The organism is Paraburkholderia sp. GAS32, assembly GCF_050434225.1.
Classification (GTDB): domain Bacteria; phylum Pseudomonadota; class Gammaproteobacteria; order Burkholderiales; family Burkholderiaceae; genus Paraburkholderia; species Paraburkholderia madseniana.
This window is the reverse complement of the sequence record NZ_JBNPVS010000005.1, coordinates 239,521-254,993: the sequence shown is the minus strand read 5'-3', so window position 1 is coordinate 254,993 and position 15,473 is coordinate 239,521. Positions and strand designations below refer to the sequence as shown.

General features: G+C 62.1%; 12 protein-coding genes. 7 read left to right on the top strand and 5 right to left on the bottom strand.

All coding sequences use genetic code 11. From position 1 onward, the window contains the following. Nucleotides 1-147: 147 nt before the first annotated feature. On the top strand, nucleotides 148-1,497 hold the full coding sequence (locus P3T25_RS08700; RefSeq protein ID WP_054039512.1) for an ATP-binding protein: 1,350 nt from the start codon (nucleotides 148-150) through the stop codon (nucleotides 1,495-1,497). 189 nt (nucleotides 1,498-1,686) lie between these two features. Beyond that, nucleotides 1,687-2,235, top strand: coding sequence for a peroxiredoxin (locus tag P3T25_RS08695; RefSeq protein WP_154563139.1), 549 nt, complete (start codon nucleotides 1,687-1,689; stop codon nucleotides 2,233-2,235). 114 nt (nucleotides 2,236-2,349) lie between these two features. On the opposite strand, the gene ispF is transcribed toward P3T25_RS08695, so the two are convergent. Together ispF and ispD are read right to left on the bottom strand one after the other, a co-directional pair. Next, the gene (gene ispF, locus P3T25_RS08690; RefSeq protein WP_074285992.1) at nucleotides 2,350-2,829 is read right to left on the bottom strand and encodes a 2-C-methyl-D-erythritol 2,4-cyclodiphosphate synthase; all 480 of its coding nucleotides are present in this window, start codon (nucleotides 2,827-2,829) and stop codon (nucleotides 2,350-2,352) included. A 46-nt stretch (nucleotides 2,830-2,875) separates the two neighbouring features. Then, nucleotides 2,876-3,592 (bottom strand): 2-C-methyl-D-erythritol 4-phosphate cytidylyltransferase, encoded by a 717-nt coding sequence (ispD, locus tag P3T25_RS08685; RefSeq protein WP_429357896.1) that lies wholly within the window; start codon nucleotides 3,590-3,592, stop codon nucleotides 2,876-2,878. Nucleotides 3,593-3,713: 121 nt separating this feature from the next. On the opposite strand from ispD, the gene mfd reads away from it, so the two are divergent. The 4 genes from mfd to mscL all read left to right on the top strand — a co-directional run bounded on the left by mfd (nucleotide 3,714) and on the right by mscL (nucleotide 10,166). Beyond that, a complete protein-coding gene (gene mfd / locus P3T25_RS08680; RefSeq protein ID WP_200564528.1) occupies nucleotides 3,714-7,196 on the top strand; it encodes a transcription-repair coupling factor in 3,483 nt (1,160 codons plus the stop codon). Nucleotides 7,197-7,288: 92 nt separating this feature from the next. Then, nucleotides 7,289-8,539: an acetylornithine deacetylase gene (gene argE, locus P3T25_RS08675; RefSeq protein ID WP_429357895.1), complete on the top strand. Its 1,251-nt coding sequence runs from the start codon at nucleotides 7,289-7,291 to the stop codon at nucleotides 8,537-8,539. Between the two features lie 55 nt (nucleotides 8,540-8,594). Beyond that, a complete protein-coding gene (locus P3T25_RS08670; protein ID WP_154563131.1) occupies nucleotides 8,595-9,629 on the top strand; it encodes a pyridoxal-phosphate dependent enzyme in 1,035 nt (344 codons plus the stop codon). An 87-nt stretch (nucleotides 9,630-9,716) separates the two neighbouring features. Continuing rightward, nucleotides 9,717-10,166, top strand: coding sequence for a large conductance mechanosensitive channel protein MscL (gene mscL, locus P3T25_RS08665; protein ID WP_266257850.1), 450 nt, complete (start codon nucleotides 9,717-9,719; stop codon nucleotides 10,164-10,166). Nucleotides 10,167-10,332: 166 nt separating this feature from the next. Here mscL and P3T25_RS08660 read toward each other — a convergent pair whose 3' ends face one another. The 3 genes from P3T25_RS08660 to P3T25_RS08650 all read right to left on the bottom strand — a co-directional run bounded on the left by P3T25_RS08660 (nucleotide 10,333) and on the right by P3T25_RS08650 (nucleotide 14,572). Next, on the bottom strand, nucleotides 10,333-12,324 hold the full coding sequence (locus P3T25_RS08660; RefSeq protein ID WP_429357894.1) for a response regulator: 1,992 nt from the start codon (nucleotides 12,322-12,324) through the stop codon (nucleotides 10,333-10,335). A 79-nt stretch (nucleotides 12,325-12,403) separates the two neighbouring features. Then, on the bottom strand, nucleotides 12,404-12,883 hold the full coding sequence (locus P3T25_RS08655; RefSeq protein WP_154563125.1) for a response regulator: 480 nt from the start codon (nucleotides 12,881-12,883) through the stop codon (nucleotides 12,404-12,406). A 78-nt stretch (nucleotides 12,884-12,961) separates the two neighbouring features. After that, nucleotides 12,962-14,572, bottom strand: coding sequence for a sensor histidine kinase (locus tag P3T25_RS08650; RefSeq protein WP_154563123.1), 1,611 nt, complete (start codon nucleotides 14,570-14,572; stop codon nucleotides 12,962-12,964). Nucleotides 14,573-14,968: 396 nt separating this feature from the next. Between P3T25_RS08650 and P3T25_RS08645 the strand changes: the two genes are divergently transcribed. Beyond that, nucleotides 14,969-15,463: a hypothetical protein gene (locus P3T25_RS08645; protein ID WP_216752063.1), complete on the top strand. Its 495-nt coding sequence runs from the start codon at nucleotides 14,969-14,971 to the stop codon at nucleotides 15,461-15,463. Nucleotides 15,464-15,473 lie beyond the last annotated feature (10 nt).

Sequence of the window (15,473 nt, the reverse complement as noted above, 5' to 3'; positions counted from 1 at the left end):
CTTACCTCTGGTCCCATGCAAAGCGGTCGACCAGAGTTGGCGCTTTAGCGCCTTATCTCTGGTCCCATGCAAAGCGGTCGACCAGAGTTGGCGCTTTAGCGCCTTATCTCTGGTCCCCTACAAGATAGTTCCAGATAAGAAGGGCCCATGCGGATCGACCGGCGCCTCCTGACGCTCGCGTTCGGCGGCCTTTTCTGGCGGACCTTTCTGTTGATCGCGCTGTTGATCGCAGTCAGTCTCGCCGCGTGGTTCCAGAGCTTTCGGGTGATCGAACGCGAGCCGCGCGCGCAGCGCGTGGCGTTGCAACTGGTCGCCATCGTCAAGCTCACGCGCACCGCACTCCTCTATTCCGATCCCGATCTGCGGCGCGCCCTGCTGCAGGATCTGGAGAGCAATGAAGGGGTGCGCGTATACCCGCGCGAAACCACCGACAAGTACAAACTCCAGCCCGACGAGTCGCTGAACCGGCTGATCGAACACGACATTCGTGGCCGTCTCGGCGACGACACGGTCATTGCACAGAGCGTGAACGACATCCCCGGCGTCTGGATCAGCTTCAAGATCGACGACGACGATTACTGGGTGGCGCTCGACCGCGATCAACTGGACAACGCGACGGGCCTGCAATGGGCCGGCTGGGGCGTATTTGCGCTGGCGCTGTCACTTTTCGGCGCGGCGTTCATCACCAGTCTCGTGAACCGTCCGTTCGCCCGGCTCGCCATGGCCGCGCGCAAGGTCGGCTCAGGCCAGTCGCCAGAGCCCTTGCCCGAGCGCGGCATGGGCGTGGCCGCCGAGACCAATCGCAGTTTCAACCAGATGGTGCAGGACCTCGAACAGCTCGAGGCCGACCGCGCATTGATGCTCGCCGGTATTTCGCACGATCTGCGCACCCCGCTCGCGCGGCTGCGGCTCGAAACCGAAATGAGCCCGTCCGACCAGGCCACTAAAGACGCGATGGTTGACGACATCGAGCAGATGGACATGATCATCGGCCGGTTCCTCGACTACGCCCGCCCGGTGCAGCGGGTGCCGGAGCCCGTCGACCTGTCGGTGATCGCAGGCGAGCTTGCCGCGCGGATGCAAAGCGAGGACAGCATGCGGCTGATTACGCGCCTCGCGCCATCGGCGGTGATCGAGGCGGATGAGACCGACATGCGGCGCGTGGTCGGCAATCTGCTGGAGAACGCGCGCAAGTACGGTTTGAGCGACGGCGACGGCATACCGCACGTGATTCTGGAAACGCGGGTATCGCACTCGCGGGTCGAATTGTCCGTGGTCGACGAGGGGCCCGGAATTCCTGAAGACCAATTGGCGCTTGTCACGCGACCGTTCTATCGCGTGAATTCCGCGCGTACCCAGGCGAACGGCACGGGCCTCGGCATGGCCATCGTGCAGCGGCTGGTAGGCCGCTATCGCGGCGCGCTGCGTCTGCGCAATCGCACACCAGGCCCGGGCCTCGAGGTCACGATTGAGTTTCCGCTCGCAAAAGGCGCCTGAACCGGCAGGGGCGTTGCGTCGCCCGTGCACCCCCCGGCCGCGTTGAGTAACAACTCCCCCAAGGCGTTAGATGGATACTATTGAACGGATACCTTCATAGGGCCATACTCGGAAACGTGCAACGTAGTTGTTCCGACGAGCTGATAGCGTCAAACATGCTGTTTTTCCATCTCACGAAGGAGCCCCTGCATGAAAACCGTTGGCGATAAAGTCGAAGCGTTCACCGTCACTGCGGCCAAGCCGGGCTTCAACAACCATGAAGAAAACGGCGTGTCCGCGTTCGAAGAGATCACGGAGCAGTCGTTTCCGGACAAGTGGAAGATCATCTATTTCTATCCGAAGGACTTCACGTTCGTGTGCCCGACCGAAATCGTCGAGTTCGACAAGCTGGTCAAGGATTTCGACGAGCGCGACGCGGTGTTGCTCGGTGGCAGTGTGGACAACGAATTCGTCAAGCTGGCCTGGCGCCGCGAGCAAAAGGACCTGAGCCGGCTAAACCACTATTCGTTTGGTGATGTGAAGGGCGAGTTGATCGACCAGCTCGGCGTGCGCGACAAGGAAGCTGGTGTGGCGCTGCGCGCAACGTTCATCGTCGATCCGGACAATACGATTCAACACGTTTCGGTGAACAATCTGAACGTCGGCCGCAACCCGACAGAAGTGCTGCGTATTCTCGACGCTCTGCAAACGGACGAAGAGTGCCCTTGCAACCGCCCGATCGGCGGCGCAACGCTGTAATCCGCATATTGCTGCTGAAGGTGAACAGGTTTTTTTCGCGCGCAGCGGGATTAAGATTTTTTCGCTGCGCGCTCATGGTTTTTGTGAAAGAACCGCAAACACCAAAACCCAACATTAATTCTTGATCAACAAAACCGCTGCCTGCGCTTCAATGCCCTCGCCTCGCCCGAGGTAGCCCAGCTTCTCGTTAGTTTTGGCTTTAACATTAACCCGTTCAACCGGCAGGTTAAGATCCGCAGCGATATTAGCCCGCATCCCTTCGATATGCGGCGCCAGCTTGGGCGCCTGAGCCACCACGCTGCTATCCACGTTAGCGATAGAAAACCCCGCCGCTGTCACGCGAGCAAAACACTCCCGCAATAAAACCCGGCTATCCGCGCCGGCGAACTTTGCATCCGTATCGGAGAAATGCCGCCCAATATCGCCCATCGCGGCCGCGCCAAAAATAGCATCGGTAATCGCATGCAACAGCACGTCCGCATCCGAATGCCCGAGCAGCCCGCGCTCATAAGGAATCGTCACGCCGCCGATAATCAACGGACGTCCCGGCACCAGCGCATGCACGTCATAACCCTGCCCAATTCTGAAATCCATATGCGTCAAGTCCTCAAGCCCATTGATTAAAATCTGATTTATCCATTCAGGAAGCCGAAGACGGCCGGCACAAAATCGCCTCGGCCAGATCGAAGTCTTCCGGATAAGTGACCTTGAAGTTACGCAAACTCCCCTGCACCAGCCTGGGCGCGTGTCCCAGCCACTCGATCGCGCTCGCTTCGTCGGTCAAATCGTGGCCGTCCGCCTGCGCGCGCAAAATCGCCTCGCGCAACATGCCGATGCGGAACATCTGCGGCGTCTGCGCTTGCCACAGACCATCTCGTGCCTCCGTGCGGGCAATCCGCCCGTCAGACGAGCCCGGGTCGATCCGCTTCAAGGTATCCGCCACCGGCAAGGCCATGATGCCGCCCACCGCGTCGTCCTTCAGCGCGCCGATCAGCGTGCGGATCAAGCCAGGCGTAATGCCCGGCCGCGCTGCGTCGTGCACCAGCACCCAGTCGTCGTCGTGCGCGCCGAACTCGGCCAGCGCGTGCAGCCCGTTCAGCACCGACGCCTGGCGCGACGCCCCGCCGGCGCGGCGCACGGCGAAACGCAGGCCGCTGAAGCGGCGGGCGTCGAAGTGCTGGTCGTCGGGGGCAATCACGACAAGGGTTTGCGCAAACTCGCTGCAGGCGTCGAAAGCCGCCAGCGAATAATGCAACATGTCGCGACCGGCGACAGTGCGATATTGTTTGGGCATCGCGGCGCCGGAACGGCTGCCGGTGCCAGCGCACGGAATCAGGGCAAATAGACGGGAAGTCACGAGTGCGGATGCCGCGAGGTCAAAGTAAAGGACGGATTTTATAATAGGTCCTTCGCATCTACGCCCCGACACGCGTAAACTTGCCGATCACGTGTGAGCCCGAGGCCGCTTTTTCTCTTCTATGCCAGACATCGCCGCATCATCGCAGTACTCCCCGCCCGTCGCGCTCGTCAAGGCCGGCCAGCGTTTCGCCTTCGACGGCACGCACGGCTCGTCCGACGCGCTGCTGATCGCCCGCTACCATCTCGCCTACCGCGAGAAGGTGCCGTTGCTGGCGGTCGTCTGCGAAAGCGCCGTCGACGCGCAGCGGCTGGCGCAGGAAATCAGCTTTTTCGCGCCCGAGGCTCGCGTGCGTTTGCTGCCCGACTGGGAAACGCTGCCTTACGATACCTTTTCGCCCCACCAGGATCTGGTCTCCGAGCGCCTCGCCACGCTGCACGATCTGGGCGAAGGCCGCTGCGACATCCTGCTGGTGCCGGCCACCACCGCTTTGTACCGGATGCCGCCCGCCTCGTTCATGGCGGGCTACACCTTCTCCTTCTCGCAAGGTGAACGCCTCGACGAGGCCAAGCTTAAAGCGCAGTTGACGCTCGCCGGCTACGAGCACGTGAGCCAGGTGGTGCGTCCCGGCGAATACTGCGTGCGCGGCTCGCTGCTCGACCTCTACCCGATGGGCTCGCCCCTGCCGTACCGGATCGACCTGTTCGACGACCAGGTCGACTCGATCCGTGCATTCGACCCGGACACCCAGCGCAGCCTCTATCCGGTGAAGGACGTGCGTCTCTTGCCCGGCCGCGAATTCCCCTTCGACGAAGCGGCGCGCACGGCTTTCCGCAGCCGCTGGCGCGAGACCTTCGAGGGCGATCCGAGCCGTGCGTCGATTTACAAGGACATCGGCAACGGCGTGCCGTCGGCGGGCATCGAATACTATTTGCCGCTCTTCTTCGAAGAAACGGCGACGCTGTTCCATTACCTGCCCGAAGGCGCGCAACTGGCGTTCGTCGGCGATCTGGACGCGGCGATCCGGCGCTTCACCAACGACACCAAACAGCGCTACAACTTCCTGTCGCACGATCGCGACCGGCCGATTCTGGAGCCGCAGCGTCTGTTCCTCTCGGACGAGGATTTCTTTGCGTTCGCCAAGCCGTTCGCGCGGCTCGCCTTGCCCGCCAACGCGGGCGGCGGCTGGTCGACCCCGCTGCCGGATCTTGCGATCGACCGTCACGCGGAAGACCCGGTCTCGGCCTTGCGCACCTATCTCGAGACCACGCCGAACCGCGTGCTGTTCGCCACGGAATCGGCAGGCCGTCGTGAAACGCTATTGCAACTGCTGGCCGACAATCACCTCCGGCCTGTATCGAGCGACAGCTTCCAGGACTGGCTCACGAGCGACGAACGTTTTTCGCTAGGCGTCGCGCCTTTGGCGAACGGCTTTGCGGTGCCCGTCGACGGCATCGCGATCATCACAGAAACCGAGCTTTACGGCCCACTCGCGCGCCGCACGGGACGGCGCCGCCAGGAGCAGGCGAGCAATGTCGATTCGATGGTGCGGGATCTGTCCGAGCTGAAGCTCGGCGATCCGGTCGTGCATTCGCAGCACGGCATCGGCCGCTATATGGGCCTCGTCACGATGGATCTCGGCGAAGGCGAAACCGAGTTCCTGCACCTCGAATACGCGGGCGACAGCAAGCTTTACGTGCCGGTCGCGCAATTGCACGTGATCTCACGTTACAGCGGTGCGGATCCGGAAAGCGCGCCCTTGCATTCGCTCGGCTCGGGTCAATGGGAAAAGGCCAAGCGAAGAGCCGCGCAGCAGATCCGCGACACCGCGGCCGAGTTGCTGAACCTGTACGCCCGGCGCGCCCTGCGCGAAGGCCATGCATTCGCGCTCGAACCGAGAGACTATGTGAAGTTCGCCGAGAGCTTCGGCTTCGAAGAAACACCGGACCAGGCCGCGGCGATTGCTGCGGTGATCGGCGACATGACGAGCGGCAAACCGATGGATCGCCTCGTGTGCGGCGACGTCGGCTTCGGCAAGACCGAGGTGGCGTTGCGTGCGGCATTCATCGCGGTGATGGGCGGCAAGCAGGTTGCGCTGCTCTCGCCCACCACGCTGCTCGCCGAACAGCACACGCAAACCTTTAGCGATCGATTCTCCGACTGGCCGGTACGCATCGCCGAATTGTCGCGTTTCAAGTCGACCAAGGAAGTCAACGCGGCGATCCAGCAGATCAACGAAGGCACGGTCGATATCGTGATCGGCACGCACAAGCTGCTGTCGTCGGATGTGCAGTTCAAGCGGCTGGGGCTCGTGATCATCGACGAGGAACACCGTTTCGGCGTGCGTCAGAAAGAGGCATTGAAAGCGTTGCGCGCCGAAGTCGACGTACTCACGCTCACTGCGACGCCAATCCCGCGTACGCTCGGCATGGCGCTCGAAGGCCTGCGCGATTTCTCCGTGATTGCCACCGCGCCGCAAAAGCGCCTCGCGATCAAAACCTTCGTGCGCCGCGAAGAAGACAGCGTGATTCGCGAAGCAATGTTGCGCGAGTTGAAACGTGGCGGCCAGGTGTACTTCCTGCATAACGAAGTCGAAACGATCGAGAATCGCCGGCAGATGCTGGAAGCACTGGTGCCCGAAGCACGTATCGCCGTCGCGCATGGACAGATGCATGAACGCGAACTCGAGCGCGTGATGCGCGACTTCGTTGCCCAACGCGCGAACGTTCTGCTGTGCACGACGATTATCGAAACCGGCATCGACGTGCCGAGCGCCAACACGATTCTGATTCACCGCTCCGACAAGTTCGGCCTCGCGCAATTGCATCAGTTGCGTGGCCGCGTGGGCCGCTCGCATCACCAGGCGTATTCGTATCTGCTGGTGCATGACCCGCAAGGTCTGACCAAGCAGGCGCAGCGCCGTCTCGAAGCGATCCAGCAGATGGAGGAACTCGGCTCGGGCTTCTATCTCGCGATGCACGACCTCGAAATCCGCGGTACGGGTGAAGTGCTCGGCGACAAGCAATCGGGCGAGATTCAGGAGATCGGATTCCAGCTTTACACCGACATGTTGAACGACGCCGTGAAGGCGCTCAAGGAAGGCAAGGAGCCGGACCTCACCGCACCGCTCGCGGCGACCACCGAGATCAATCTGCACGCACCGGCGATTCTGCCGGCGGACTATTGCGGCGACGTGCAGGAACGCCTGTCGCTCTACAAGCGCCTCGCGAATTGCGAACACAACGATTCAATCGACAGCATTCAGGAAGAGTTGATCGACCGCTTCGGCAAGTTGCCGCCGCAAGCGCATGCGCTTGTCGAGACGCATCGCCTGCGGTTGGCGGCGAAGCCCTTGGGCATTTCGAAGATCGATGCGGGCGAAACGGTGATCGGCTTGCAGTTCATCCCCAATCCGCCAATCGACGCGATGCGGATCATCGAGATGGTGCAGAAACACAAGCACATCAAGCTCGCGGGCCAGGACAAGCTGCGCATTGAAACGCGCAGTCCGGATCTGGCCGTGCGTGTGGCGACGGTGAAAGAGACCTTGCGTGCACTCGGCACACCCAGCCGCGGCACGGCGGCCACGGCTGCCGCGCGCTAACGCCGTATGTTGCGGTGCGCAAACGCGCGCCGCAGCATACGGGTGCGTTTTTTTTGGGTATGATCGAAAGACTCAAATGCCGGAGTCTTGTCATGTCTCACGTCGCTGAAACAGCGCAGTCCTCGCAAAGCCCCGCCTCTGAATCGAATTCTTCTTCGCCTGCCTCGCTGCCAGCCTCGCTTCCGTGGGTGACCCGTCTCGTGTCGATGGACACGGTAAGCCGCAATCCGAATCTCGGTCTGATCGAAATCGTACGCGACGAATTGCGCGCAGTCGGCATCGAAGCCACACTCACCCACGACGAAAGCGGCAAATGGGCGAATCTCTTCGCAACGATTCCCGCACACGACGGTGAGACAAATGGCGGCGTGGTGCTGTCGGGCCATACGGATGTCGTGCCCGTAGACGGTCAGCAATGGGACAGCGATCCGTTCAAGCCGGAAATTCGCGGCGACAAGCTGTACGGCCGCGGCACCTGCGACATGAAAGGCTTCATTGGCGCGGCGCTTGCACTCGTGCCCGAGATGCAGCGCACCAGACTCGCGAGGCCAATTCACTTCGCGTTGTCGTTCGACGAGGAGGTGGGGTGTGCCGGCGCACCGCTCCTGATTGCCGATCTGATGAAGCGTGGTGTGAAGCCGGACGGCTGCATCGTCGGCGAGCCGACCAGCATGCGCCCGATCGTGGCACACAAAGGCATCAACGCATATCAGTGCTGCGTGCGCGGCCAGGCGGCGCATTCGTCGCTCACACCGAAGGGCTTGAATGCGATCGAATACGCCGCGCGCCTGATCTGCTACATCCGCGATATGGCCGATCAATTCCGCGCGCAGGGCCCCTTCGACGAACTGTACGACGTGCCCTTCACCACGGCGCAAACTAGCACGATCATCGGCGGCAACGCGATCAATACCGTGCCCGCCGAATGCAAGTTCCAGTTCGAATTCCGCAATCTGCCCACGCTCGATCCCGAACCGATCTTCGAACGCATCGATCAATACGCACGCGAAACGCTGCTGCCGAAAATGTTGCGCGAGCATCCATCCGCGGCCATCGAGATCACGAAGATCGCCGCGGCGCCCGGCCTCGATTCGTCTGAACAAGCTGCAATCACGCAACTCGTGCGTGCGCTGACCGCGGACCAGGACAAGCGTAAGGTCGCGTACGGCACTGAAGCGGGGCTGTTCTCGCTGGCGGGCATTCCGAGCATTGTGTGCGGTCCCGGCGACATCCAGCAGGCGCACAAAGCCAACGAATTCGTCGCGCTGGATCAGCTCGTGGCATGCGAGCGCTTCCTGCAAAAATTCATCCACAGCATGTCGGTCGAGGCGCACGCGCACTGAAACTGAGCCCGGTAAAAACGGTCTTAGCCATATCGAGGAAAAACACGCCCACGCCATGTCAACCGCCACACCGCAGCACACCGACCATACGATCAACGGCGAGCCGATCCCTACTCTCGACGACATCGCCACACAGCACTTTGCGTTGACGCCATGGGTCACGCGAACGCCGGTGTTCGACCGGCTCGACTTTCCGTCGCTGGAAGGCACGGTGGTGAACTTCAAGTTCGAGTTGCTGCAAGCGGGTGGCAGCTTCAAGGCGCGCGGCGCGTTCACTAACCTGCTCGCGCTCGACGAAGCGCAACGCAGCGCAGGCGTCACCTGTGTGTCGGGCGGCAATCATGCGGTGGCGGTCGCGTACGCCGCCATGCGTCTTGGCGTCAGTGCGAAGGTCGTGCTGTTTCGCGCGGCCAATCCGGCACGCGTCGCCTTGTGCCGGCAATATCACGCCGACATCGTCTTCGCGGAAAACCTTGCCGAAGCCTTCGAGCTCGTGCGCCGTATCGAGGCGGAGGAAGGCCGTTATTTCGTGCATCCGTTCAACGGCTATCGCACCGTGCTCGGCTCAGCCACGCTCGGCTATGAATGGGCTACGCAAACGCCCGACCTCGAAGCGGTGATTGTGCCGGTCGGCGGCGGCGGTCTCGCTGCCGGTGTGGCCACCGCCATGCGGCTCGCGAATCCGCGGGTGCACATGTACGGCGTCGAACCGGAAGGATCGGATGTGATGGGCAAAAGCTTTGCCGCCAATCACACGGTCAAGATGGGTCATATGCACACCATCGCCGATTCATTGGCATCGCCGCATACCGAGGAATACAGCTACGAGTTGTGCCGTCGCCATATCGACCAGCTCGTCACGGTATCCGACGACCAGTTGCGCGCCGCCATGCTGACCTTGTTCGGACAACTGAAGCTAGCTGTCGAACCGGCCTGCGCCGCCGCTACGGCAGCCCTGCTCGGACCGCTGCGCGAAACGCTGCAAGGCAAACGCGTGGGCGTGCTGCTGTGCGGCACCAATACCGATCCGGTCAGTTTCGCCGCGCATATCGAACGGGCGCGCCATAGCCAGTCACAGTTTCCAGAATAAACCCAATCCTTCCTTTCCGTGCCAAAAGACTAGCCTATCCTTCTCAGATTGGTATGATTCGATAATCGACTTCTGGGAGGAACGTATATGAGCATGATCAAGGAATTCAAGGAATTTGCCCTCAAAGGCAACGTAATGGATCTCGCCGTCGGGGTGATTATCGGCGGCGCATTTTCCACCATCGTCAATTCAATTGTTAAAGACCTGATCATGCCGGTTGTCGGCGTTGCCACCGGCGGCCTCGATTTCTCCAACAAGTTCGTTCGCCTCGGCGATATTCCCGCCAGCTTCAAAGGCAGTCCTGAGTCGTATAAAGACTTGCAGACAGCAGGCGTGGCAGTGTTCGGTTATGGCTCGTTTATCACCGTGGCCATCAACTTCGTGATCCTCGCGTTCATCATTTTCCTGATGGTCAAGTTCATCAATAATCTGCGCAAGCCGGCTGATGCCGCGGCGGCAGAACCGCCGCCAACGCCGGAAGAAGTCGTGCTGCTGCGTGAAATCCGTGATTCGCTGAAGAGCTCGCCGCAGCGCTGAGCCGCCTGGGTTAAGTCACCCGGGTTGGGTCAACCTGAATCGCGTTAAACATTCGCGTCGGTACATTAACCGGTGCAAATAAATAAGGCCTGTCGCGAGAAAATCGCCACAGGCCTTTTTCATTCCGCGTGCAGATTGCGTCGTCCGAGTCGACGTGGCGAACACACTAAGCGTTCCTGTCGTCCCCCTCGTCCTTCTCTGCCTTCAGATTCACCGCGCTTTCGATCATCGTCTCGAGCTGTCCGAAATTGACAGGCTTGGTCAGATGCGAAGTAAAGCCGGCGCTCAGGCAACGGCGCACATCATCATCGGTACCGAAGCCGGTCAACGCGACCGCCGGTGCATCCGAACGCTCGCGGAACGCTTTGACGAAATCGAGGCCTGTGCCATCGGGCAAGCCCACGTCGCTGATCACCAGATCGAACGTCTGTGCCTGGGTGGCGGCGAGAGCATCGTCCACACGGCCCACCATGGTCACGTCGTGACCCAGGCTGCGAATCAACTGCGCCATCACCTCGGCGGTATCCACGTGGTCTTCGATCAGCAGAATGGTCAGCAGCCCGTGATGACGAACCTCATCAGGCGCTGCAACGGGTGTTAGCTCCTCCGGCGCGGCGGCGGTCGGCAGCGTGATCGTGAAAGTCGCGCCGCAGTGCGCGCCCGGGCTCTGTGCGACCACCGTGCCGCCGTGCACATCGGTCAGGGCCTTCGTGATCGCGAGACCCAGGCCCAGGCCGCCGAATTGCCGCGTCATGTTCTGGTTGCCTTGCTCGAACGCGTTGAACAGTTTGCCGATCTGTTCGGGCTCGATGCCGATGCCCGTATCCTCGACCGATATCTGCACATGCATGCGTTCGTCGTGCGTGCGCACGTAGATATGGCCGCCGTCCGGCGTGAACTTGGCGGCGTTGCGAATCAGGTTCCACAGCATCTGTTGCAGCCGTGCACGGTCGGCGAGCACGTAATGGTGCTGCGCATTCGTGCAGACGTGCACGTCCTGCTGCTTGACCTGGATCTCACTGCGAAAGAGTTCGAGCACGCTGTCTATCACCTCGTGCACGTCGACGGTTTCGAGCGACAAACGCAGCTTGCCGTTCGCCACGCGCGTGAGATCGAGCAGGTCGTCGATCAGGCGCGCTTCGAGCTCGACGTTGCGGCGAATCATGCGCACGCTCGCACGCGCCTGATCGGGCAGCCCCGGGATCATCTCCAGCACGCTAGCCCCCGCCAGAACGGGCGTGAGCGGCGTGCGCAATTCGTGCGACAGCATGGCGAGGAAGCGGTCTTTCGCGCGATTGGCTTCTTCAGCGATCTGGCGGGCAGCCTGCTCCGAGGCGAGCAGCCGTTCGCGCTCCTCGATCGCCTCGCGCTGCGGATGAATGTCCGTGCAACTGCCGAACCATTTGCTGACGTTGCCTTCGGCGTCGCGCATGGCGACCGCGCGGATGTCGAACCAGCGATAGGCGCCATCGTGGCGGCGAATTCGCAGTTCGTGCCGGTAGTCACCGGCGCCGCCCGTCACTGCCTTGAGCCAGGTACGGCGAATCTCTTCGCGATCGTCGGGATGCACCGCTTCGAGCCACGCGAGACCGTACGAACTGCTTTCCGCCAACCCGGTGTAGTCGAACCACTGCTTCGAGAGGAAATCGCAATCGCCCGCGGCGTTGCAGGTCAGCACGAGGTGCGGCAACGCCTCTGACAAGGTGCGGTAATGCTGTTCGCGATCGCGCAGCAGCAAGGCTTCGTCCGAGGCCTTCTGCAAACGCACCTGGGAGAGCACCCGCTCCACCGCCTCGGGCAGGTAATCGAGGTAGTCGCCGGATTTCGGCACCACGTCGGATACGCCCGCGCGCAAGGCTTCGATCACACGGGATTCGTCAGTAAAACCGGTCACGAGGATGGCGGGAATCCGCACGCCTTCCGCGCGCAAGCGGCGAAAGAAGTCGAGGCCGGTCTCCGGCCCGCTGAGCTGGTAATCGAGCACAAGCAGGTCGGGTGCGCCCGCGGCGAGGCGCGCGCGGGCCGCTTCGACCTGCGAGCAGATTGCAACCCGGCAGCCGGCGCGTTCGAGCGACTTGCGCGCGAGCCGCAGGATGCCTTCGTCGTCATCGACGACCACCACAAACGCGGCAGGCTGCGTGGACACGTCTTCGGTCATGCGGAGTCTTCTCTGGCTAGGTCTGGTGTGACTATCTTGTCATGGGGCGCTTGCGGAGCGCCTTCATATAAACCTTCCGTCACGGCGCGGCCAGCCGGTGGCCCGACGGCAGTTTGACCACCTGCAGGAAGAAGCCGAGGCGGCGCACCGCTTCGATGAACGCGTCGTACTCGACTGGCTTGGTGATGTAGACGTTGCAGCCGAGTTCGTAACAGCGCGCAATTTCGCGCGGATCGTCCGTCGTGGTCAGCACGATCACGGGCACCGCGGCTGTCTGCGGCGAATCCTTCAGACGCCGCAGCACCTCGAAGCCATCCACGCGCGGCATTTTCAGATCGAGCAGCACGACGAAATTCGTCAGATCTTCGCGAGGTGGGTAAGGACTGGCAGCGGCGTCCGCCGGCGCCGGGCCGAAGAAATAATCGAGGGCCTGCTGGCCGTCGCGAAAGCGCACGAAACCGTTCGAAATACCGGCGCGGCGCAGATTGCGCTCGACCAGCGTAGCGTGGCCGTCGTCATCTTCGATCAGCACGATACTGACCGTTTCCCCGTGACTCATATGCCCTCCGTACCGACAATCCACTTTTGCATGGTGCTTTTAACTATCCCCACCGTTTCCCCTGGTGCCTGTCGCGGTTCAATAGCGCGCAGGCTGTTCTGGTAACACGACAAAAAAGGTCGATCCCGCGCCTTCCGCCGACTCGACCCAAACGCGGCCGCCATGCCGTTCTACCATACGCCGCACCACCGCGAGGCCGATGCCGTCTCCGTTCGCGACGTCGCCGTGCAGGCGCTGAAACGCCCGGAACACTTTCGACATATACGCCGCCGGAATCCCGAGTCCGTTGTCGCGCACATAATAGGTGCGCGTGCGCAACGCGCGCGGCTCCGTCTCGTCGACCGGTTCCGGCTCCAGCGCGCCGATCTCGATGCGCCCGTTGCGCGCCGGGTCGAGATAATTGAGCGCGTTACCGATCAGGTTGCCGAAAATCTGCTCGATCGCACCCGGGTCGCCCCATGCAGGCGGCAACTCGCGCACGGTCACCACCGTCCCGCGCTGACTGATGACGCCTTGCAGCGCATCGACCACCTTGCCCACCACCCGCCCGACGCTCACCCGCTGCCACTGATATTCGAGCCGCCCGGCGCGTGAAATCCGCAACAGCGCGTCGATGATCGCCGCCGCCCGCGTCACCGCGGTGCGTAGATATTGCAGAGACTCGCGCACGTCGCCGTCAAGAATATGCGCCATACGCCGATGTTCGGCCTCCGGCAGTTTCGCCGCCTCGACGAGGCTGTCCAGTTCGTCGCACGACACCTGCAATTCTTTCGAAAAGCCTTGCAGATTCACCAGCGGCGAGCGCAGATCGTGCGACACGCTGTAGATGAACATTTCGTTGTCTTGCGTCTCCTGGCGCAGCTCCTCGTTGACGCCAGCCAGTTCCCGCGCGCGCGCTTCGAGCCGCACTTTCAGCCTGGCTTGCTCGCCTTCGGCCTCGCTTAGGCGTTCGCCCGTCTGATGCAGCACCGCGTCGAGCGCGGCAATTTCGTCGTTGCCGGACAGCGGCGCCGCAAGCTGCCGCCCGCTGCCGAGGCGCTCGGCATTGCCGGTCAACACCTCCAACCGCCGGCCGATGCTGCGCGCAAACACGACGGCAGTGGCCGCCCAGATCAGCATCGAGCCCAACACCGCGGCGATCAGCGCGTATTGCTGGCGTTCGCGGCGCCGTGCCAAGGCCGCGCCGCGCTCGGCGTCGAGCCGCGAGGCCTCATTGCTGAACTCGGTGAGCTGATCGCGAAACAGTGCGATCTGCTGGGGAAGCGCGCCCGTGTCCAGCGCGGCAAACGAATTCAGGTTGCGTCCTGCGCGCAGCGCCTGCGAGATCGCGGCGGCCTGCACGCGATAGGCGTCGATCGCCTGTTGCATCTTGCGCACGCGCACCACCTGCTGCGGCGTATCGGCCACCAACGTTTCCAGATTCGAAAGCCGGTCGCCGAGATCGACCCATACGGTGTGGCGGTCGACAAACGACGGATCGCCGACGACCATGCCCGTGCGGACCCGCACTGCCTGACGCAGCAGCGGATCGACAATGGCCGACGACTGATAGAGGATCTGCTTGCTGTTGCTGACCCACCGCGCGGCCTGCGCTGTTTGCTCCTGGGTATCGAAGACGACGCCCAGAAGCGCCAGCTCGACCACGCTCGGCACTGCAATCAGCAGCAGACCCTTGGTGAATAGTTTCATGTTCGCCCGAAGGGTCGTTCAAGCCGCGGCGGTGCGCACGGACCATGCGCCTCGCCTCGGCATGCGGGCGGGCCGTTGCGGTGCAGGACTGGCCAGCACGCCGCGGTGCAGCCGGACGGGCCATTATCGACGTGAATGTGAGATATTTCAACGTAGCGGCAAGATGCGCTCACCCACATAAAAATGACTTTTTTATTGATACGAGTTGTTTTTTCGGCGGCGTGGGCGTCTATGATGGAGACAGATGTGCTGGGAAGCGAAAGCGCGCGGCGAGGCGGTTCGGCATGATTCGTGCGGGAGGCGGTGGGACGGCGTAGATGCCGAATCATCGTGAATCCGGCCTTGTCGTATGCTATAAAAGATCGACGTGCGGCGCGCGAAGCCGGGAGTTGTCGCATGAGGACGCTGCGTTTCTTGCAATTCTTTTTCAGGCGAATTTTTATGTCCTTCCCGAAAAAGCGTAGACGCGCGAAGGTGGACGGCGATGAGTCGTTCCTCGCGGTACTACGGCATTTCAAGCCGTTCGGTCAGCTCGACACCAAAATTGCGCGCGCCCGCGCGCAGGACGAGCCGGTACTCTATGCACATGTGCTGCCCGGGCTCGACGTTCTTCTGTGCAGCGTGCGCGGCGCCCAGCCGCCCTATCCCGCGCCAGCCGAATTGCGGCGGCGTTGTATCGAATCCATTACCAATGCATTGGAACAGCCGCTCGATGGACTCGAGAACGGCGGGTATTGGTATGAAGCCGACGGGTTTGGGTTTCTGGTCTTTGCCAGCCGGGCCAGAGGCAAGATCCTGACGGAGTTTGGCGCCACTCGCGTTGGCGGCGCCCGGCGAGGGGTTCGCAGGCACGATGCGGCGGGGGATGCCGCTCCGCGCTCGCTAAGGTAGTTATTTCCTT

Excerpts from the sequence above, each read along its gene's own strand:
- P3T25_RS08700 (WP_054039512.1), top strand. The coding sequence starts at position 148 with ATGCGGATCGACCGGCGCCTCCTGACGCTCGCGTTCGGCGGCCTTTTC.
- P3T25_RS08695 (WP_154563139.1), top strand. The coding sequence starts at position 1,687 with ATGAAAACCGTTGGCGATAAAGTCGAAGCGTTCACCGTCACTGCGGCC.
- ispF (WP_074285992.1), bottom strand. The coding sequence starts at position 2,829 with ATGGATTTCAGAATTGGGCAGGGTTATGACGTGCATGCGCTGGTGCCG.
- mfd (WP_200564528.1), top strand. The coding sequence starts at position 3,714 with ATGCCAGACATCGCCGCATCATCGCAGTACTCCCCGCCCGTCGCGCTC.
- argE (WP_429357895.1), top strand. The coding sequence starts at position 7,289 with ATGTCTCACGTCGCTGAAACAGCGCAGTCCTCGCAAAGCCCCGCCTCT.
- P3T25_RS08670 (WP_154563131.1), top strand. The coding sequence starts at position 8,595 with ATGTCAACCGCCACACCGCAGCACACCGACCATACGATCAACGGCGAG.
- mscL (WP_266257850.1), top strand. The coding sequence starts at position 9,717 with ATGAGCATGATCAAGGAATTCAAGGAATTTGCCCTCAAAGGCAACGTA.
- P3T25_RS08660 (WP_429357894.1), bottom strand. The coding sequence starts at position 12,324 with ATGACCGAAGACGTGTCCACGCAGCCTGCCGCGTTTGTGGTGGTCGTC.
- P3T25_RS08655 (WP_154563125.1), bottom strand. The coding sequence starts at position 12,883 with ATGAGTCACGGGGAAACGGTCAGTATCGTGCTGATCGAAGATGACGAC.
- P3T25_RS08650 (WP_154563123.1), bottom strand. The coding sequence starts at position 14,572 with ATGAAACTATTCACCAAGGGTCTGCTGCTGATTGCAGTGCCGAGCGTG.
- P3T25_RS08645 (WP_216752063.1), top strand. The coding sequence starts at position 14,969 with ATGAGGACGCTGCGTTTCTTGCAATTCTTTTTCAGGCGAATTTTTATG.